At 70.6% G+C, this 18,688-nt stretch carries 16 protein-coding genes and 1 rRNA gene; 13 read left to right on the top strand and 4 right to left on the bottom strand.

Annotated elements, in window-relative coordinates:
• The 8 genes from rrf to ACWEFL_RS28635 form a co-directional block, all read left to right on the top strand.
• Positions 1-89: ribosomal RNA gene (gene rrf / locus ACWEFL_RS28600) — 5S ribosomal RNA — on the top strand; the annotation flags it as partial.
• A gap of 179 nt (positions 90-268) precedes the next feature.
• On the top strand, positions 269-913 hold the full coding sequence (locus tag ACWEFL_RS28605) for an HAD family hydrolase (RefSeq protein ID WP_451717741.1): 645 nt from the start codon (positions 269-271) through the stop codon (positions 911-913).
• Between the two features lie 243 nt (positions 914-1,156).
• Positions 1,157-2,311, top strand: coding sequence for an acetoin utilization protein AcuC (locus ACWEFL_RS28610; protein ID WP_451717994.1), 1,155 nt, complete (start codon positions 1,157-1,159; stop codon positions 2,309-2,311).
• A gap of 377 nt (positions 2,312-2,688) precedes the next feature.
• Positions 2,689-3,504, top strand: a complete 816-nt coding sequence (locus ACWEFL_RS28615) for a phosphatase (protein WP_451717743.1) — start codon at positions 2,689-2,691, stop codon at positions 3,502-3,504.
• A 127-nt stretch (positions 3,505-3,631) separates the two neighbouring features.
• Positions 3,632-3,844: a helix-turn-helix domain-containing protein gene (locus ACWEFL_RS28620; protein WP_014046653.1), complete on the top strand. Its 213-nt coding sequence runs from the start codon at positions 3,632-3,634 to the stop codon at positions 3,842-3,844.
• A gap of 122 nt (positions 3,845-3,966) precedes the next feature.
• Complete coding sequence (locus ACWEFL_RS28625; protein ID WP_003948845.1) at positions 3,967-4,065, top strand: 30S ribosomal protein bS22; 99 nt, start codon at positions 3,967-3,969, stop codon at positions 4,063-4,065.
• 244 nt (positions 4,066-4,309) lie between these two features.
• Positions 4,310-5,407, top strand: a complete 1,098-nt coding sequence (locus tag ACWEFL_RS28630; RefSeq protein WP_451717746.1) for an NAD-dependent epimerase/dehydratase family protein — start codon at positions 4,310-4,312, stop codon at positions 5,405-5,407.
• 193 nt (positions 5,408-5,600) lie between these two features.
• Positions 5,601-6,746 carry a 1-acyl-sn-glycerol-3-phosphate acyltransferase gene (locus tag ACWEFL_RS28635; protein ID WP_451717748.1) on the top strand — a complete coding sequence of 382 codons (1,146 nt, stop codon included), beginning with the start codon at positions 5,601-5,603 and terminating at the stop codon, positions 6,744-6,746.
• A 261-nt stretch (positions 6,747-7,007) separates the two neighbouring features.
• On the opposite strand, the gene ACWEFL_RS28640 is transcribed toward ACWEFL_RS28635, so the two are convergent.
• The 3 genes from ACWEFL_RS28640 to ACWEFL_RS28650 form a co-directional block, all read right to left on the bottom strand.
• Complete coding sequence (locus ACWEFL_RS28640) at positions 7,008-8,222, bottom strand: DUF5667 domain-containing protein (RefSeq protein ID WP_451717751.1); 1,215 nt, start codon at positions 8,220-8,222, stop codon at positions 7,008-7,010.
• 242 nt (positions 8,223-8,464) lie between these two features.
• On the bottom strand, positions 8,465-9,265 hold the full coding sequence (locus tag ACWEFL_RS28645) for an ECF subfamily RNA polymerase sigma factor, BldN family (protein ID WP_451717754.1): 801 nt from the start codon (positions 9,263-9,265) through the stop codon (positions 8,465-8,467).
• 355 nt (positions 9,266-9,620) lie between these two features.
• Entirely contained in the window at positions 9,621-10,577 is a 957-nt protein-coding gene (locus tag ACWEFL_RS28650; protein WP_451717756.1) for an HAD family hydrolase, read from the bottom strand.
• A gap of 211 nt (positions 10,578-10,788) precedes the next feature.
• On the opposite strand from ACWEFL_RS28650, the gene ACWEFL_RS28655 reads away from it, so the two are divergent.
• The 5 genes from ACWEFL_RS28655 (at position 10,789) to ACWEFL_RS28675 (ending at position 16,926) form a co-directional block, all read left to right on the top strand.
• Positions 10,789-11,064 carry a glutaredoxin family protein gene (locus tag ACWEFL_RS28655; protein ID WP_451717758.1) on the top strand — a complete coding sequence of 92 codons (276 nt, stop codon included), beginning with the start codon at positions 10,789-10,791 and terminating at the stop codon, positions 11,062-11,064.
• Between the two features lie 537 nt (positions 11,065-11,601).
• Positions 11,602-12,453 (top strand): redox-sensing transcriptional repressor Rex, encoded by an 852-nt coding sequence (locus ACWEFL_RS28660; protein WP_451717761.1) that lies wholly within the window; start codon positions 11,602-11,604, stop codon positions 12,451-12,453.
• Positions 12,450-14,309, top strand: a complete 1,860-nt coding sequence (locus ACWEFL_RS28665) for a glutamyl-tRNA reductase (RefSeq protein WP_451717764.1) — start codon at positions 12,450-12,452, stop codon at positions 14,307-14,309. The genes ACWEFL_RS28660 and ACWEFL_RS28665 overlap by 4 nt, the downstream gene beginning before the upstream one ends.
• Positions 14,306-15,265: a hydroxymethylbilane synthase gene (gene hemC / locus ACWEFL_RS28670; RefSeq protein WP_451717767.1), complete on the top strand. Its 960-nt coding sequence runs from the start codon at positions 14,306-14,308 to the stop codon at positions 15,263-15,265. Before ACWEFL_RS28665 ends, hemC begins: the two co-directional genes overlap by 4 nt.
• On the top strand, positions 15,262-16,926 hold the full coding sequence (locus tag ACWEFL_RS28675) for a uroporphyrinogen-III synthase (RefSeq protein ID WP_451717770.1): 1,665 nt from the start codon (positions 15,262-15,264) through the stop codon (positions 16,924-16,926). The genes hemC and ACWEFL_RS28675 overlap by 4 nt, the downstream gene beginning before the upstream one ends.
• A 376-nt stretch (positions 16,927-17,302) precedes the next feature.
• On the opposite strand, the gene ACWEFL_RS28680 is transcribed toward ACWEFL_RS28675, so the two are convergent.
• Positions 17,303-18,325 (bottom strand): helix-turn-helix domain-containing protein, encoded by a 1,023-nt coding sequence (locus ACWEFL_RS28680; protein ID WP_451717772.1) that lies wholly within the window; start codon positions 18,323-18,325, stop codon positions 17,303-17,305.
• Positions 18,326-18,688 lie beyond the last annotated feature (363 nt).

Below are 18,688 nucleotides of genomic sequence, written 5' to 3' on the forward strand. Positions count from 1 at the left end.
CCGGTTACATTCCGAACCCGGAAGCTAAGCCTTACAGCGCCGATGGTACTGCAGGGGGGACCCTGTGGGAGAGTAGGACGCCGCCGAACAATTATTGAAGGGAAGGGCCCCGTACCACAGGTGCGGGGCCCTTCCGCATTTCCGGCCCCTATTCGTAACTCCGGCAGCGCTCAGTCAGGTGACCGAACGTGAGCGGGTGGTCAGCGAGCACGAGTTGCCCGCGTTGCTCGGCGGATGGCCGGGGAGAGGGCCCTCTTATGGTGGGGGCATGAGCTATGACCTTGTCATTTTCGACAACGACGGTGTGCTCGTCGACAGCGAGCCGATCGCGAACACCATCCTCTCGGAGTTGCTGACGGAGTTGGGGCACCCCACTTCGTACGAGGATTCCCTCCGGGACTACATGGGGGCCGCTGTGCACCGCGTGCACGATCTGATCATGGAGAGGACCGGGCAGTCCCTGCCGGACGACTTCGACGAGGTGCTGCATGCGCGGACCTTCGCCGCGTTCGAGCGGGGGCTGGAGGCCGTCGACGGGGTGACCGAGGTACTGGGGAAGCTGGTCGCGGACGGCGTGCCGTACTGTGTCGCGTCCTCCGGGAGCCATGAACGGATCAGGGTCGGGCATCGCAAGACCGGACTGGACGTGTGGTTCCGCGACGAGACCGTCTTCAGCTCGCAGGACGTGGGGCGAGGGAAGCCGGCGCCGGATCTCTTCCTGTATGCGGCCGAGCGGATGGGGGTGGCCCCGGAGCGGTGTGTCGTCGTGGAGGACAGCGCGCTCGGGGTGCAGGCCGCACGGGCGGCCGGGATGGATGTGTACGGATTCACCGCGATGACGCCCGCCGGGAAACTGGCCGGCGCGAAGGGCTACTTCGGGGCGATGGAGGAGTTGCCCGCGCTCATCGCCTGAAGGGGTCGGACCGACTGACGGGACAGCATCGGACCGCTGGTGAGACCGGACGGTGCGGAGGTGTGCGTCTGCCGCGAGCCACCCGTGGCTAGCCGTGGTGACAGGGGGCTCGGAGGCGCGGGAACCGTCGGCGGACGGTGATCGTTCCCTTGGTGCGGTTGCTGGTGACGTTGCGGTAAGCCTGGTCGTTCTCGGCCGGTCCGGGCGGATACGGTGGCGGGTATGAGCGGCCGCGGGTTGTTGATGTGGGACGAGGCGGTAACGAAGTACGACTTCGGGGACAGCCATCCGATGGATCCCGTCCGGCTTGAGCTGACCATGGGGTTGGTGCGGGCCTACGGGCTGGACCGCGCGATGGATGTCGTGTCCGCGAAGTCCGCCGGGGACTCCACCCTCCGGCTTGTTCACCGTGAGGACTATGTGGCGGCCGTGCGGGCCGCGTCGGCGGATCCTCGGGATGCGGACCAGGCGTACGGGCTGGGGACGATGGACGACCCCGCCTTCGTCGGGATGCATGAGGCGTCGGCGCTGATCGCGGGGCAGTCGGTCGGCGCGGCTGAGGCGGTGTGGCAGGGGGACGCGGCGCACGCGGTGAACTTCGCGGGCGGGCTCCACCACGCGATGCCGGGCTCGGCGGCCGGGTTCTGCATCTACAACGACGCGTCGCTCGCGATTGCTCGGCTGCTGGAGCTGGGCGCCGAGAGAGTCGCGTACGTGGATGTGGACGTTCATCACGGGGACGGCGTTCAGGCGGCCTTCTGGGACGACCCCCGAGTGCTGACGATCTCGCTGCACGAGCATCCGCGGATGCTGTTCCCCGGCACCGGGTGGCCCGAGGAGACCGGGGGAGCGGGGATGGCGGAGGGCACCGCGGTGAATGTCGCGCTCCCTGCGGGGACGGGCGATGAAGGGTGGCTGCGGGCGTTCCACGCGGTGGTGCCGGAGCTGCTGGCGGACTTCAGGCCGCAGGTGCTCGTGACGCAGCATGGCGCGGACACGCACTTCGAGGATCCGTTGGCCCATCTGGCGGTGTCCCTGGACGCGCAGCGCATGGTGCAGGAGGCATGCCATTCCCTGGCGCACGAGTACGCCGATGGCGGGCGGTGGATCGCCCTCGGCGGCGGCGGGTACGCGGTGGTGGACGTGGTGCCGCGGTCATGGACCCATCTCGTGGGGATCGCCGCGCATACGCCTGTCGACCCGGAGTCGATGATCCCGCAGGAGTGGCGGGACGAGGTGTACGCGCGGACGCGGCAGCCGGGGCCTCGGCGGATGACGGAGGGGCGATCGCCCCTCTTGCGCGCGTGGGACGCGGGATACGACCCGGCGGACCGGTTGGACCAGGCGGTGCTGGCGACGAGACGAGCGGTGTTCCCGCTGCGGGGTCTGCTGGCGTAGGGGGATCGCGGTCTGCCGGTCTTCGGTGTGCTGGTCTTGGGTCTGCTGGTCTTCGGTCCGCTGATCCTGGGGGGCGCTGGTCTTGAGGTCTCTGGTGTAGGGGTCTGCTGGTGTAGGGGACTGTCGCTGAGGGGTTTTCGCCGGCGTTGGAGGAGAGATCGGTCGGCGCAGGCGGCGGCCGGAGTGGTCGCGTACGTCGCTCGGAACGGCGCTCTGCCCCACGGCGCGGGCAGCGCCGGGCCCCGGGCCGGGAGGGGAGTTCCCAGGGGAGTCGTCGGCCCGGCGGAGACGTCGGGGGTGGCCAGGGTTTGGGCCGAACGTGGGGTGCGGTGGGGAAAGCCGCCTCCAGCGGATGGCGTTGCGGCAGCATCCCAGGGATGCTGAGTCGCGGAGCGTTGCGGTCCCATTTGCTGGCGGCCCGCTTGGCGGGGGCGGTGGCGACCTCGCGGGAGGAGAGCCTGCGCAGTTACCGGCTCTTCGCGGCGCGGGATCCCCGCGTCACCCTGGGGCTCGATCCCGAAGGGGACTGGAACGAGCGGGACTTGATCGCTCTGATGGCCGACAGATGCGGTGTCTCGTCAGACCCCGGTCATCTCGCCGGGCCCGACGTCATCGATCCCGAGCGGACGCTGAGCGGGCTCGACGCGTTCGCCGGGAGGCTGGGAGAGGTCGCGTTCCGGCGGGGAGCCGTGCTGTTGGGGACCGGGCATCCGCATCGGCTGCTCGATTTCTATGCCGGACTGGCAGACGCTTTGTCGGCGGCGGGGTGTCTCGTACTCACACCCGCGCAGGGGCGATGTGTCGACATAGTGACCCGGTTCGGCGTACGCACGTACAACCTTGACTACGTACGGGGAGTCGCGCTGGTGCGGGAAAGCGGCGCGTGGAGTGCGGGTGGCGAGGCGGGGGCGCACACCCATTCGCCCCTCCCGGTTCGGGTTGCCCTGGAGGGTCTCGCCGAGGGGTGCGGACCCCTTCCCGACCTGGTCATCGGTGACCACGGCTGGGTCTGCGGGGCAGGTCAGCTGGGCATTGAGGCCATCGGACTGGCCGATACGGACGATCCCGCGCTCTTCGTCGGCGAGGCCGAGGGCCGGGTGTCGGTGGCAGTTCCGCTTGATGACGCCGTGCGGTCCGATTACTACAAGCCGCTCACGCGCTATGTACTCAATCGGGCCTGTCTGTCACAGTAGGCGGCCGATGGCTGCTCCTCTTCCCCACTCGCACCACCCGCCCCTACTCTGGGAGTGAGCGCACAGAGACGATGAGTCACCGGAGGGGAAGCCGGTGTGCGTCATGTGCGGAAGGTACAGGTGGGTCATGGCTGCTGGCAGCGAGAGGCCTCTTAACGAGGTCAAGTTCCTTACCGTGGCGGAGGTTGCCTCGGTGATGAGGGTGTCGAAGATGACCGTGTACCGATTGGTGCACAGTGGTCATCTGCCGGCGATCCGGGTGGGGAGGTCCTTCCGGGTACCGGAGCAAGCGGTTCACGAATATCTCCGCGAGTCCTTCGTGGGGGTCGAATCCGCGTAGCGCTATCAGGGCGGCTGCCCTCGGATTACAACCTCCACTCCGTGGCGGGTAGGCTAGGCCGACGTAGGTCGTGTGGGCCCAGACGCCCCGCACCGAGTGAAGAGAAGTGAGCGAGGGTAGTCGTGGGCTCTGTTATCAAGAAGCGGCGCAAGCGGATGGCGAAGAAGAAGCACCGCAAGCTGCTCAAGCGCACCCGCGTTCAGCGTCGTAACAAGAAGTAAGGCGTTAAGCGACAGCTGTGCGTGTCGCCGCGGCCCTTCCACCCTGCCGGTGGGAGGGCCGCGGTGCGTTCGGATCCGCCGGTGCGTTCGGATCCGGCTGATGAGGCGACCCGCGGGGTGAGGCGGCAAGGCGCGGCAAAAGTCGCCGCGTGGTCATCACAGCGCAACGGCGAGCCGCTACGGTGACGTTTGACCCCACGGACGGCACCTCGGCGGCTCGTGGATCTGAGGGAAGGCGCTGATCTTGGGGAAGGTCGTGCTCGTCACCGGAGTGGCCCGGCAGCTCGGCGGCCGTCTGGTCCGGCGTATCCAGCGGGATCCCGAGGTCGACCGGGTGATCGGCGTCGACGCCGAGGCGCCCGGGCATCATCTCGGCGGGGCCGAGTTCGTACGAGCCGACATCCGCCAGCCCACGATAGGACGCGTGCTGGCGGAGCATGTCGTCGACACCGTCGTGCACCTCGATGTGACCGGTACGCCGCTGGGCGCGGGCGGTCGTACGGCGGTCAAGGAGACCAATGTCATCGGCACGATGCAACTGCTCGGCGCGTGCCAGAAGTCGCCGACCGTCAAGCGGCTGGTGATCAAGTCCAGTACGAGTGTGTACGGCTCCGCGCCCCGCGACCCCGCGGTCTTCACCGAGACGACTCCGCCCAAGTCCCTGCCGAGCGGCGGGTTCGCGAAGGACGCGGTCGAGGTCGAGGGGTATGTACGGGGCTTCGCCCGGCGCAGGCCCGATGTCGCCGTATGCGTACTGCGGTTCGCGAACATCCTCGGGCCGTGCGCCGACTCCCCGCTCGCCGAGTTCTTCTCGCTGCCCGTGATGCCGACGGTGTTCGGATACGACCCGAGGCTCCAGTTCGTCCATGAGGACGATGTGATCGACGTGCTGCGGATCGCTCTGCACGAGCCGCGGCGCGGAACGCTCAACAGCGGCACGTTCAACATCGCCGGGGACGGGGTGCTGCTGCTCTCGCAGTGCTCACGCCGGCTCGGGCGGCCGACGCTGCCGGTGCTGCTGCCCGCGGTCACCTGGGTGGGCTCGGCGCTGCGGACGCTGGGCGTCACGGACTTCTCGCCCGAGCAGATCCGGTTGCTGACGCATGGGCGGGTGGTGAGCACCACGCAGATGCGCGAGACACTGGGATTCCGGCCGAAGCACACGACCGCGGAGACTTTCGCGGACTTCGCGCGCAGCCGGGGGACGGGTCTGCTGCCGCCTGAGAGCCTCACACGGGCGGTGGACCGGGTGGGGGCGGCTCTCGGGGTCGGCGAGGCCGTTCCGGCGGCTGAGACGGCCCGTACGACTTCGAGCGACACGACCCGGAGTGACGCGGGATAGGGGCTTGGAGAGAGCCCGGACGGGGCCTGGTCGGGATTTCGACACTATCGACGGGGCTATCGGACGGGACCTCGGGGGCGGGGCTTCGTTGAAGCCTCGGACGCGGCTTCGCGTGGGGGGTTCGGGCGCTTCGCCCGATGTTGACGCCGGGTGTGACCCTGGATACGACGCTGGATAAGGAGCGCAGCCAACGATGGCGGACGCCAAAGTCATTCCGTTCGACGACGACCGGTCGCGCGGCGGTGCGCACCGCCCGGGGCGACGGCGCGGGGCCGGGCTCACGGGGAGCGGGCGGCGCAAGGCCGAGCCCGCGGTGGGAGAGGCTCCCGTGAGCCCGCTGCCCGGGTCCGGGGCCGGGCGGCCCTCTGTGCCCGGTCCGGCCGCCGGCTCTTCATCCGCCCCTGTCCCGGCTCCCGTTCCAGGGCGGACTTCCGCCGCCGGAGCGCCGGAGGGCGTGGCGCGGGCGACCGGGCCGGAGCCGGGTACGCGGGGCTCCGGCGACGGCTGGGAGCGGCGGATCGCGGGCGGGCTGGCGTTTCTGCGGCGGCGGATCACCGGGGAGTACGAGGTCGATGAGTTCGGCTACGACAAAGAGCTGACCGACCAGGTGCTGATGTCCATGGTCAGGCCGCTGTACGAGAAGTACTTCCGCGTCGAGGTCAAGGGCATCGAGAACATCCCGTCCGAGGGCGGGGCGCTGGTGGTGGCCAACCACTCCGGCACGCTTCCGCTGGACGGGCTGATGATGCAGGTCGCCGTCCATGACCACCATCCGGCGGAGCGGCATCTGCGGCTTCTCGCGGCTGATCTGGTCTTCGTGCTGCCGGTGGTCAACGAACTGGCCCGCAAGGCAGGGCACACGCTCGCGTGCGCGGAGGACGCGGAGCGGCTGCTGCGGCGCGGTGAGGTTGTCGGGGTGATGCCGGAGGGCTTCAAGGGCATCGGGAAGCCCTTCAGCGACCGTTACAGGCTTCAGCGCTTCGGGCGGGGCGGGTTCGTGTCGACGGCGCTGCGGGCGGGGGCGCCGATCGTGCCGTGCTCGATCGTGGGGGCGGAGGAGATCTACCCGATGGTCGGCAACGCGAGGACGCTGGCGCGGGTGCTGGGGGTTCCGTATTTTCCGATCACGCCGACGTTTCCCTGGTTGGGGCCGCTGGGCGCGGTGCCGTTGCCGACGAAGTGGACGATTCAGTTCGGGGAGCCGATCCCGACAGACGGGTATCCGCCGGAGGCGGCGGAGGATCCGATGCTGATGTTCAATCTGACGGATCAGGTGCGGGAGCAGATTCAGCACACGTTGTACAAGCTGCTGGTGCAGCGGCGGTCGGTGTTCTTCTAGGTTCCCGCCGTGTTCCGCCCGGTAGGTTCCCGCCGTGTTCCGCGCCGGGCGGGTTCCGCGGAGGTGCGGTCGGCTGGGCGCGGGGTCGGCGGGTCCCTTGTCGAGGCTCCGTCCTGAACGCGGCGCTCCCGGCGCGGCGAGGCGGGAACGCATCGGCGGAGGCCGGGCTTGGGCGAGGTCGGCGGGAGGGCGCGGAGACAGAAGCGGGAGGGGCTGAACGCGTCAGCCCCTCCCGCTCTCGTTCTTCGCCGGGCGGTCGCTTCAGCCCTTGTCGTCCTCCGCGCTCAGGCCGAGGCCCGGGAGGATGCCCGGCAGGAGCGGCGGGATGGTGATGTCCGGTGCCGCCGGGGGAGGGGCGTTGTCGCCCGGAGCGGGTGGGGTGGCGCCCTTCGACGGGGGGTCGAAGAGGCCGCCCGCGCCGCCCAGGAGGCCATCCTTCTCCGCCGGGTCCGTGCCGGAGCTCGACGGGCGCGGTTTGCCCTCGGAGCCGCCGGGGCGGGGGGTGCCGGGGTCGGGCGTCGACGGGGTGGTACGGCCGTCCGCCGAAGGCGTGCTGCCGGTGTCCTGCGAGGCGGGGCCGGGGCGCTGGGAGCCTCGGCCCTGCTCGGGCGGGGTGGGCAGCAGGGACTGGAGGGGGCCGACCTCTTGGTCTATGGCGTCGAAGACGTTGTTCACCTCGTCGCCCACGTCGGCCAGCTGGACGGGCAGCCGGTCGCGGAGGCCGTTCCACGTGTCGCGGTGGGCGCGGGAGAACGAGTTGAGCTTCTGGATGGGGCCCAGGGAGCCGTCTCGCTCGTATGCCTCGTGGAGGAGGCGGTGGCCTTCCGTGACGTCGTGGCGCATGCCGTTGAGCGCGCGGCGGACCTCGCCCAGGGACTCGTGGTCCATCGTGCCCGACCTGCCCCGCTCCATGAGGCGGCGGGCCTCGCTCAGGCGGGTGGACGCCTGGTCCAGGTACAGCTCGCCGCGGTTGGACTCGCCGTCGGTCAGGCCGAGGCGGATGTCCTCCATGCCGCGCTTCAGCCCGTACAGCGTGTCGCCGGGCAGGGCGTCGGAACTGGCGGCGGCCACTCCGCTGAAGGCGCCCGCGGCGACGCCGACGGTCAGACCGCCGGCCGCGAGCCCCTTGGACCAGCGGGAACGCGGGCGCAGCTTCCGGAGCGGGGATGCCCGGTGGGCGCCCCGGCGGGTCGTGCGCTGCCGCTGTTCGGGAACCGTGGGCCCGGGGGACGCGTTCCCCGGGGCCGTGCCTTCCTGGAACATGGCTTCCATGGCGGCTACGAGCTGTGCTCGATGCACCACTTTGACCTCGGGGTCCAGTTCCGGTTTCGGCAGTTCGCCGAGACCGGTCGCCAGGGTCAACAGTCGTCCGTGCTCGGCCGGTTCGGCCGAGTCACCGGTCTCTGCGGTCGCCTGATCTTCCAGGGCCTGGGCGAAGGCGTTCGCCCGCCGGTGCGCCGAAACGTTCGCGATCACTGGCGGCACCTCCTCTCGTCATGACGATCGACTCCCCTCGGGGTCCGGAAGGTTGCACACCTTGCGCGCGTCCACACGATCGAGTGAGCGTTTGCGGGCATGGCGTGACCACAGGGAGCCTGCATCCCGCACAACGAGCGGCGCGGCACTTGGGTTACGCGCGAAAGATGATCGGACCAGTGCGTCATCGAGGCGTCACCGATTGTGAGTTGGGGCGGGGGGCGGTGCGGGGGGTTGGCGTGTCAGCGGGCGTCTTCGGGCAGAAGGCGCGCGAGGGTGCGTACGGCACGGTACTGGAGGGTCTTGATCGCGCCCTCGTTCTTGCCCATCACTCTGGCGGTCTCGGCCACCGACAGTCCTTGCAGGAAACGCAGGGTCACGCACTCCTGCTGCTGGGGGTTGAGCTTCCGCACGGCTTCGAGCAGTGCGGCGTTCGACAGGGACTCCAGGACGGAGTCCTCCGGGCTGCGCTCGACCTCGTTGGCGTCGAGCATCTCCCCGGTGGTCACCTCCAGCCGGAAGCGGCTGGACTTGAAGTGGTCGGCGACCAGATTGCGGGCGATGGTCACCAGCCAGGCCCCGAAGTCGCGGCCCTGCCAGGTGAAGGTGGAGATACGGCGCAGGGCGCGCAGGAACGTCTCGCTGGTGAGGTCCTCCGCCGTGGCCTTTCCGCCCACGCGGTAGTAGATGTAGCGGTAGACGGTGTCGCTGTACTGGTCGTAGAGGCGGCCGAAGGCTTCGGCCTCGCCCGCCTGGGCGCGCTCGACCAGGTCCATCATGCGGGCGCTGTCGCTGTCGGCGGTGGGGCGGCGGACCGATGGGGCGGTCGGAGCGCCGGAGCCGCCGCGGCTGCCGCGTCTGCCGACGGCCGCACGGCCGTCGGCCAGGGCATAGCAGGGAGCGGCGGGGCCGCTGGCGGCGAGGCGGGGCATGGCGACGGCCGGGACGGCATACGCGGTGGGGACGAAACCGCGCAGGTGGTCGAGGACCGTCGCGCGGAGCGTAGCCAGGCCCGAGGCGTCAACCCCGACGTGTGGGTACACGGGACTCCCAGAGGCAGAGCTTCCATCACGTGCAGTGCGGGACTGGTCACCCATCAGGCTCGACTGGAGGGGTCCCGTATGCGTCTGAGGAGAATAACGCTTCGTACAGGCGGTGCTACACCCAGTTGCTCAAATCATCGTTTCCGTCGCTTCTGTTACCCCTGGACGACGGATCTCGTAGCGGATTGTGAGCGCTTGGTGATCGGATTCGGTCATGATCTGACACGTGCGGGTCGGGCGGCCGGGTGGACGGCCGTTCGTGCGGTCGGGTGTGCGACCGCGCGTACGACGGGGCGCGAGCGGTGTGCGGCGGGGGGTGTCGGCCGGGTGGCAGCCGGGTGACGGGCCGGGCGGGTCAGCGGCGGCGGCGGTGGATGGCCACGGCGGCGGCGGTTCCGCCCGCGATCGCGCCCACGCCGGCCGCGGCCGGAATGCCCACCTTGGCCGCTTTGCGCCCGGTCCGGTAGTCGCGCAGCCGCCAGTCGCGTTCGCGTGCGTGTTTGCGCAGCTTCGTGTCCGGATTGATCGCGTATGGATGTCCTACGAGCGAAAGCATCGGAATGTCGTTGTGCGAATCGCTGTACGCGGCGCAGCGGGACAGATCGAGGCCCTCGGCGGCGGCGAGCGCGCGGACCGCCTCGGCCTTCGCGGGGCCGTGCAGGGGTTCCCCGACGAGCTTGCCGGTGTAGACGCCTCCGACGGACTCAGCCACGGTGCCCAGCGCGCCGGTCAGGCCGAGGCGGCGGGCGATGATGGTGGCCGTCTCCACGGGCGCCGCGGTCACCAGCCAGACCTTCTGGCCCGCTTCCAGGTGGGCCTCGGCGAGGGCGCGGGTGCCGGGCCAGATGCGGTCGGCCATGTACTCGTCGTAGATCTCCTCGCCGATGGACATCAGCTCGGAGACGCGGTGGCCCTTGACGATGGAGAGGGCGGACTCGCGGACGTCCTGCATATGCTCCGGATCCTCGACTCCGGCGAGCCGGAACCAGGTCTGCTGCCAGGCGAACCGTGCCAGTTCGCGGCGCTGAAAGAACTTCCGCTTGTACAGGCCGCGGCCGAAGTGGAAGATCGCGGCGCCCTGCATGACGGTGTTGTCGAGGTCGAAGAAGGCCGCGGCGTGCTCGTCTCCCGCGACGGGGAAGTCCGGGACCGCGGGCTCGTCCCGCGCGGCGGCTTCGGCGGCTTCGCGGGCCTCGGCGGCGTCGAGCTGCTGTGTCGCCTTGCGCGCTGCCTCGGCTGCTGCCTCGCCTGCGAGCACGCTCCGCGCGGTCGCGGAGCGCCTACGGGGGGTGAGCCATCCCAGTGCGGCCATGCCGCGAGCATAGCCAGTCTGTTCGGAACTTCCCGACACGCCGGGATGCGGCGGCGTGAACTCTGTACGACCTGCCCGTTAAGGCGGCGACGGGAGTGTTCCCCCTGCTCGGCGCGGCGGGTCGGGCGGGGGAGCCTGTCGGCCGCGTGCCGGTGGGGCGTGGGCCGGGCTCGGAGGGCCGGCCGGGCGCGCCGGGGCGGAGAATGGGGGTATGAGTCCTTTGCTGCGGCGTACGAAGAAGAAGGCCGGTGAGCGCGTGGTGACGCTGATCGGGAAGCCGGGATGTCATCTGTGCGACGACGCGCGGGCCGTGGTCGAGAAGGTGTGCGGCGAGACCGGCGCGTCCTGGGAGGAGAAGGACATCACGCGGGACGAGGCTCTGCACCGGGCGTACTGGGAGCAGATTCCGGTGGTGCTGGTCGACGGCGAGCAGCACACGTTCTGGCGTGTGGACGCCGGGAGGCTCAGGGCCGCGCTGGAGTCGTAGCCGTGCGCGGGCTGTCCGCCGTCCTGGTCGCGGGGCCGTTCCTCGGGGCGGCCTCCATCGGCCGTCCGTGCGCGTCGTGCCTGGTCACGGGCGTGCTGCCGGGAGGCAGCGGGCCGGACGGGCTCCGGTCGCCCGCCCGGAGCGGGCCGTCGGCGCCGGTCGGCGGGGTTGGTGTGTCCGTTCACAAGCGGCCTGCGGGCCGGGCGTGGCGCGGTTGCCGGGCGGTCCGGGAGGGTCGTCCGCGCGTTCCCTTTGTCATGGCTCTATCGGGACGTGAGGGAACAGGGCACAGTAGAGGCGGTCTCGGGGACGTATGCGTGAGGAGTGTGTACGGCTTTGCCCCCTTCGGGTCTGCAACGGGCCGACGCGGCTCACGGTTCCAGGTTGACGCGATCGAAACGCGTGACCCCGATCACTTTGCTCGGACAAATCGGACACCATCTTTGTGCACGCGTTCACAAAGACATAGCCTGCATTCGACGGGGCGGTCCTGGGACACACGGCCGCCTAGAGCCTCGCTCATCCCGCAGGAGCACCGTGGCAACTGGCCGAAATCACCGACCGGCGAACCGTAGCCGAGGAATCCCCGAGGCCACCGTCGCCCGGCTTCCGCTGTATCTGCGGGCGCTGACCGCACTGTCCGAGCGGTCCGTGCCCACGGTCTCATCCGAGGAACTGGCGGCGGCGGCGGGGGTCAATTCCGCGAAGCTGCGCAAGGACTTCTCGTATCTCGGCTCGTACGGGACGCGGGGCGTGGGCTACGACGTGGAGTACCTCGTCTACCAGATCTCCCGTGAGCTGGGGCTGACGCAGGACTGGCCCGTGGTCATCGTCGGCATCGGAAATCTCGGCGCCGCGCTCGCGAACTACGGCGGGTTCGCCTCCCGTGGGTTCCGCGTGGCCGCGCTGATCGACGCAGATCCCTCGATGGCAGGGAAGCCGGTCGCGGGGATTCCGGTCCAGCACACCGATGAGCTGGAGAAGATCATCAGCGACAACGGTGTGTCGATCGGTGTCATCGCGACTCCGGCGGGGGCGGCCCAGCCGGTGTGCGAGCGGCTGGTCGCGGCGGGTGTCACCTCCATTCTGAATTTCGCGCCGACGGTGCTGTCCGTGCCGGACGGCGTCGACGTGCGCAAGGTCGATCTCTCGATCGAACTCCAGATCCTCGCCTTCCACGAGCAGCGGAAGGCCGGCGAGGGCTCGGAGGCGGAGCCCGCAGAGAGCGCTGCGAGCGCTGAGATCTCGGCGCACGCGCAGAGCGCCGGAAACGCGGAGAGCGCCGAGCCCGCTGGGAACGCCGAGATCACGGAAGGCGCCGCGGCCGTCGCCGAGACCGCGGGCCGGAAGGGACCTGACGGGGACATGCCCGCCGTGGTGCCGGCATGAGTCTTCTGGTCGTCGGACTGAGCCATCGCAGCGCACCCGTGAGTGTGCTGGAGCGGGCCTCGCTGTCCACGGACGCGCAGGCCAAGCTGTTGCAGGACACCCTGGCCGCCGAGCCCGCCGCCGAGGCGACGGTGCTGGCCACCTGCAACCGCATCGAGCTGTACGCGGACGTGGAGAAGTTCCACGCGGGCGTCGCCGAGCTGTCGACGCTGCTCGCGCAGCACAGCGGTGTGGGCCTGGAGGAACTGACCCCTTATCTCTATGTGCACTACGAGGACCGGGCCGTCCACCACCTCTTCTCGGTGGCGTGCGGGCTGGACTCCATGGTGGTCGGGGAAGGGCAGATCCTCGGACAGATCAAGAACGCGCTCGCGCGCGGCCAGGATCTGCACACCGCCGGACGGCTGATCAACGACCTCTTCCAGCAGTCCCTGCGGGTCGGCAAGCGTGCCCACAGCGAGACCGGGATCGACCGGGCCGGGCAGTCGCTCGTGACGTTCGGCCTCGAACAGCTCGCGGACGGTGAGGACATCGGGTCCTGGGCGGCCGGGAAGAGCGTCCTCGTCATCGGCGCGGGTTCCATGTCCTCTCTCGCCGCGGCCACGCTCGCGCGGCTGGGTGTACGTGAACTCGTGATCGCCAACCGAACACTTGACCGGGCCGAGCGGCTGGCGGCGGTGCTCTCGGAGTCCGGCGGGGTGACGGCCCGCGCGGTCACCATGGCCTCGGTTCCGGACGAGCTGACACGTGCCCACGCGGTGGTGTCGTGCACCGGCGCGACCGGTCTCGTCCTCACCGCCGAGGCGATCGCCGAAGCGCTGGCGGTCTCCGGCGGCGTTCCGCCGGCCGCCCCCGCCGACGAGTCCGGCGCGTGGCGCGGCCTGCGCGCGCCCGACGGCAGCGTGGTGGCCCGGCTGGCCGCGACGGCGGCCCGTGACGGCCGGGTGGTCGACGGCGCGGCCGCCGGGGCGGCGACGGGGCGGGACGCGACCGGTCCGGTTCTGTCGTCCGCTCCGGGTTCGTCGGCCGGTGAGGGTCCGTCCGGCGGGGGCGCCGACGGGGCTGATCGTTCTGGTGTTGCCGACTCCGGCGGCTCTGATCGTTCTGGCGTGACTGACGGTTCTGGTGGGGCTGGCGGTGCTGACGGTTCCGTGGCGGATGCCTCCGCCGTGGACGCCTCTATCGCCGCGGACGGATACGGATCCGCCGTGGCGGCGGACGCCTGTCCCGTCGGACTCGGCGACCCGCACTCCGCGCACGCCCTGGCACAGCACGGCACCTGGGCCGAGAACGCGGGGCGGACCGTGCGCGCGGCGTCGGGCGTCGGCCGGGCCGGCGGAGCCGTACGCCTGGGACTTCTCGATCTTGCCATGCCGCGGGACATCGATCACGCCGTTCACCGGATTCCGGGCGTACGGCTCGTCGACATCGAGTCGCTCGCGGAGGCGTCCGCCGACGCGCCCATGGCCGCCGATGTGGATCAGGTGCGTCGCATCGTCTCGGACGAGGTGGCCGCATTCGGGGCAGCGCAGCGCGCCGCGCACATCACGCCGACCGTCGTCGCACTGCGGACGATGGCCGCGGATGTGGTGGCGGGCGAGATGGCGCGCCTCGAAGGGCGGCTCACCGGGCTCGACGAGAAGCAGCGGGCCGAGATCAACCAGACCGTTCGGCGTGTCGTCGACAAGCTGCTGCACGCGCCGACCGTGCGGGTGAAGCAGCTCGCGAGCGAGCCCGGTGGCGCCGGGTACGCGGACGCGCTGCGGACACTCTTCGACCTCGACCCGGAGACGGTCGCCTCCGTCAGCCGGGCCGACATGAATGACGCAGACGTCAAGAACCGAGGGCGAGTATGACCGAGAGAGCGCTGAGGCTCGGGACCAGGCGGAGCAAGCTCGCCATGGCCCAGTCCGGGCAAGTGGCTCAGGCGGTGCGCCAGCTGACCGGCCGTCCCGTCGAGCTGGTGGAGATCACCACGTACGGGGACACCTCCCGCGAGCATCTGTCGCAGATCGGCGGGACCGGGGTCTTCGTCGCCGCGCTGCGGGAGGCCGTGGTCGCCGGTGAGGTGGACTTCGCGGTTCACTCGCTGAAGGACCTTCCCACCGCGCAGCCCGACGAGCTGCTCCTCGCGGCCGTGCCGCGCCGCGAGGACCCCAGGGACGTGCTGGTGGCGCGGGACGGACTGACCTTCGACCGGCTGCCCGACGGCGCCCGCGTCGGAACCGGTTCGCCGCGCAGGATGGCGCAGCTGAACGCGTACGCGCGCGCACACCACACACACATACAGACCGTGCCGATCCGGGGCAACATCGACACCCGGATCGGATATGTGCACAGCGGGGAGCTCGACGCGGTGGTTCTCGCCGCGGCCGGGCTGAACCGTTCCGGAAGGAGTGACGAGGTGACCGACTTCCTGTCGGTCGATTTCGTGCTGCCCGCCCCCGGCCAGGGGGCCCTGGCGATCGAGTGCGCACCGGAGAGCGCGCAGCTCGCCGCCGTACTCGCACGGCTGGACGATCCGATGACCCGGATCGCCGTGACCGCCGAGCGTTCCCTGCTCGCCGCCCTGGAGGCCGGCTGCAGCGCACCTGTGGGCGCGCTTGCCGACCTGTTGGGCGACGGCCAGGAATTCACCGAAATGCGCCTGCGCGGCGTCGTCGGCAGCACCGACGGCGCGACGCTGGTGCAGCTGTCCACCACCGGTCCCGTACCCATGTCGCACGACGACGCCGTCGCGCTCGGTCGCGAACTCGCGTCCGAGATGCTCGCCAAGGGTGCGGCCGGTCTTATGGGGGAGCGAGCACATTGAGCCCCACCACCAACCCGTCCTCGGCGTTCTCGGCACACGGGCACGTCACTTTCCTCGGCGCCGGACCAGGCGACCCCGGACTGCTGACCTTGCGGGCTGTCGAGGCACTCGCGGGAGCCGACGTACTGATCGCCGAGCCGGATGTGCTCGAAGTCGTACGCGGCCATGCGCGGGCGAGCGTCAGCACGCCTGAGCTGACGATTGTTGACGATGCGTCAACAGCCGCCGGAATCCCCGTACTCAGGGATGCGGGCAATCTTGTCATGGAGGCAGCACGCGGCGGCAAGCGGGTCGTGCGTGCGGTCATCGGCGATCCGGGACTGGACGCCGACGCGGGGAAGGAGATGCTCGCGTGCGCCGCGGAGGGGATCACCTTCGAGGTCGTGCCGGGCATCGCCACCGCCGTCGGGGTTCCCGCGTACGCGGGCGTGCCGTTGCGGGACGCGCAGGGCGCGGACGTCCGGTTCGTGGACGCGCGCACGGCGAGCGACCGGTGCTGGAGTGAGGTCGGCGCGAGCGACTGCACGGTCGTCGTCTCGACCACGCTGGACGCGGTCGCCGCGGCGGCGGGTGAGCTGGTGTCGGCGGGCCGTAAGCCCGACACGCCGCTGACAGTCACCGTCGCCGGTACGACGACCCGGCAGCGTACGTGGACGGCGACCCTCGGCACGATCGCGCAGACCTTCAAGCAGGCGAAGGTGCTGCCGTCGCCGGAGGGCCACCGTCCGGTGATAGCCGTGGTCGGTGAGCGCAGCTCCGCCGCTCAGCGCGACCAGCTCGCGTGGTTCGAGTCCAAGCCGCTGTTCGGCTGGCGGGTCCTGGTGCCGCGGACCAAGGAGCAGTCCGCTTCGCTCTCCGATCAGCTCCGTTCCTACGGCGCCGTGCCGCACGAGGTTCCGACGATCGCCGTCGAGCCGCCGCGTACTCCGCAGCAGATGGAGCGGGCGGTCAAGGGCCTGGTCACCGGCCGGTACGAGTGGATCGCCTTCACCTCGGTGAACGCGGTGAAGGCGGTACGGGAGAAGTTCGAGGAGTACGGGCTCGACGCCCGCGCCTTCGCGGGGATCAAGGTCGCCGCGGTGGGCGAGCAGACGGCCGCGGCCCTGGTCGACTTCGGGGTCAAGCCCGATCTCGTGCCGAGCGGCGAGCAGTCGGCCGCCGGGCTGCTGGAGGACTGGCCACCGTACGACCCCGTCTTCGACCCGATCGACCGGGTGTTCCTGCCGAGGGCCGACATCGCGACCGAGACGCTGGTCGCGGGGCTGATCGAGCTGGGCTGGGAGGTGGACGACGTCACGGCCTACCGGACCGTGCGCGCGTCGCCGCCGCCGGCCGAGACCCGTGAGGCGATCAAGGGCGGCGGCTTCGACGCCGTGCTCTTCACGTCGTCCTCCACCGTGCGGAACCTGGTCGGCATCGCCGGGAAGCCGCACAACGTGACCGTGATCGCCTGTATCGGTCCCGCCACGGCCAAGACGGCGGAGGAGCACGGTCTGCGCGTGGACGTGCTCTCCCCGGAGCCGTCCGTGCACCGGCTCGCGGAGGCGCTCGCGGAGTTCGGGGCGTCGCGGCGGGCGGCGGCGCTGGAGGCGGGCGAGCATGTGGCCCGGCCGAGCGAGCGCAGGCCGGGCGGCAGGCGCAGGCGTACGACGACGACCTGAGACGACGACGACCTGAGACGCGGAGAGGACGCGGAGAGGGCGTGGAGTGGGGCGCACGGTGTGGACCGTGCGCCCCACCGGGTTGTTCAGGTCGCGGGGCGAGTGAGTGGAAGGCCCGCGCGGGTGCCGGGTTCTCCTTGGCGAGTGAGCCGATGGGCCGCGCCGTGCGGGTGTCTCCCTGGCGGACGACCGGGAGGGGCGAGCTGGATGGGTGCGCTGGTGCCGGGTGTCTCCCGGCGGGTGAGCTGGAGGGGCGCGCGGAGGTCCCGGGGTACGAGGGATCGGGCACGGTCGACCGTCGGCACATGCTCAGAGCGCCCCGTGGTGGTTCCCCCGGACGGAGTCCGGGGGAGAACCGAGCCACAAAGGGTGCGGCTCACGCCATGGCTGTCTGTGATGGTCCGCGCAGACTCGTCGCCGGTTCGGATACCTGGCCGCCTCGGTCGGCCGAGTGCCGGTACTCGCGGGGCGGCACGCCGTACGCGGCGCGGAAGACCCGGCTGAAGTGGGAGGCGTCCGTGAAGCCCCAGCGGGCGCCGATCGCCTGGACCGGGCGGCCGGCCTGGCGGGGGTCCGTGAGGTCATGGCGGCAGCGTTCGAGGCGGCGGTGGCGGATCCAGGAGGCCGGGGTCGTGTTCTGGGCCGCGAAGAGCTGGTGGAGGTGGCGTACGGAGATTCCGTGCGCCGCCGCGACGGTCGCCGGGCAGAGCGCCGGGTCGTCGAGGTGGCGGTGGATGAAGTCCCGTATCTCCACCTGGAGCGCGCCGCGGCGGGCTTCCGCGGCCGGTTCGTCCTCGGCGCCCGCCACCCGGCCGAGCAGGGAGGCGAGGAGCCCGGTGGTGGTGTCGGCGAGTGCCGGGACGTCAGCCGGGGTGAATTCATGGGCGCGGGCGTTGAGTTCGGACAGCCACCGGGCGAAGACGCCGCCGATGCCGTGGGCCGCGGGGATGGGGACGGCGACAGCGCGCCGGACGACCGCGTGGGGGATGGGCAGGACGGCACGGGGGATATGGATGACGATCGAGCAGAGAGCGGCCGAAGCGGCCCTGATCCAGGCGCGGTAGGGGGCGGAGCTGTCCGCGACCACGACGTGGCCGCCGCGGAGGCGGGTCTGGCGTCCGGCGTGGGACAGGGCGCCCTGCCCTCGGGGCAGGTAGTGGACCTGGTAGATCTCGGGGTCGTCCTGCCGGATCAGCTTCGGCGTCCTGACGACCTCCAGATGCGGGTACGCGAGGCCGGTGACCTGGAGGTCTCCCAGGTGAAGCATGCGCAGACTGGCCCGGAAGTCGTGCTCCTGGTCGCTGCGGAGGTGGTTGGCCAGATGGCATCTGGAGGTGATCTCCTCGAACCGGGCGAACCGGTCGCGTACGGCCACGGTCTCCGTGCTGAACTCTTTCATGAGCATGACCACACCGGTTTCCGCTCGCGGTCGGTGCCGACGGCGGTGCTTAGGCCGGTGGTGCGGGCAGGGGCGGCGAGGCTGAGCGGTGGGGGAATCGGCATAGGCTCGGTCTTCTCCTGTCTCTCGGCTCTCTCTCGGTTCTCTCTCGTGCGCTCTCTTGGTTCTCCGGTGCTATGTCGGTTCTCTCGGTTCTTTCGGCTCTCTCGGTCGGTCGCCTGTCTGGGGCGATCGCCTGTCTGGGTCGAGCGGCTGTCTCCCGCGCTGTCGGTCGAGCTGTCTCCCGGCGGTTCCCGGCTCCCCGCAGGAGCCCTATGGCCATCCGTACGGCAAAGGACGCTGGCGTTTCCGGGGCTGATCCAA

This window comes from Streptomyces sp. NPDC004838, from assembly GCF_053600955.1.

What these genes read in the sequence shown, in the direction of transcription:
- ACWEFL_RS28605 (WP_451717741.1), top strand. Translation starts at nt 269, where the DNA reads ATGAGCTATGACCTTGTCATTTTCGACAACGACGGTGTGCTCGTCGAC.
- ACWEFL_RS28610 (WP_451717994.1), top strand. Translation starts at nt 1,157, where the DNA reads ATGTGGGACGAGGCGGTAACGAAGTACGACTTCGGGGACAGCCATCCG.
- ACWEFL_RS28615 (WP_451717743.1), top strand. Translation starts at nt 2,689, where the DNA reads ATGCTGAGTCGCGGAGCGTTGCGGTCCCATTTGCTGGCGGCCCGCTTG.
- ACWEFL_RS28620 (WP_014046653.1), top strand. Translation starts at nt 3,632, where the DNA reads ATGGCTGCTGGCAGCGAGAGGCCTCTTAACGAGGTCAAGTTCCTTACC.
- ACWEFL_RS28635 (WP_451717748.1), top strand. Translation starts at nt 5,601, where the DNA reads ATGGCGGACGCCAAAGTCATTCCGTTCGACGACGACCGGTCGCGCGGC.
- ACWEFL_RS28650 (WP_451717756.1), bottom strand. Translation starts at nt 10,577, where the DNA reads ATGGCCGCACTGGGATGGCTCACCCCCCGTAGGCGCTCCGCGACCGCG.
- ACWEFL_RS28655 (WP_451717758.1), top strand. Translation starts at nt 10,789, where the DNA reads ATGAGTCCTTTGCTGCGGCGTACGAAGAAGAAGGCCGGTGAGCGCGTG.
- ACWEFL_RS28665 (WP_451717764.1), top strand. Translation starts at nt 12,450, where the DNA reads ATGAGTCTTCTGGTCGTCGGACTGAGCCATCGCAGCGCACCCGTGAGT.
- hemC (WP_451717767.1), top strand. Translation starts at nt 14,306, where the DNA reads ATGACCGAGAGAGCGCTGAGGCTCGGGACCAGGCGGAGCAAGCTCGCC.
- ACWEFL_RS28680 (WP_451717772.1), bottom strand. Translation starts at nt 18,325, where the DNA reads ATGAAAGAGTTCAGCACGGAGACCGTGGCCGTACGCGACCGGTTCGCC.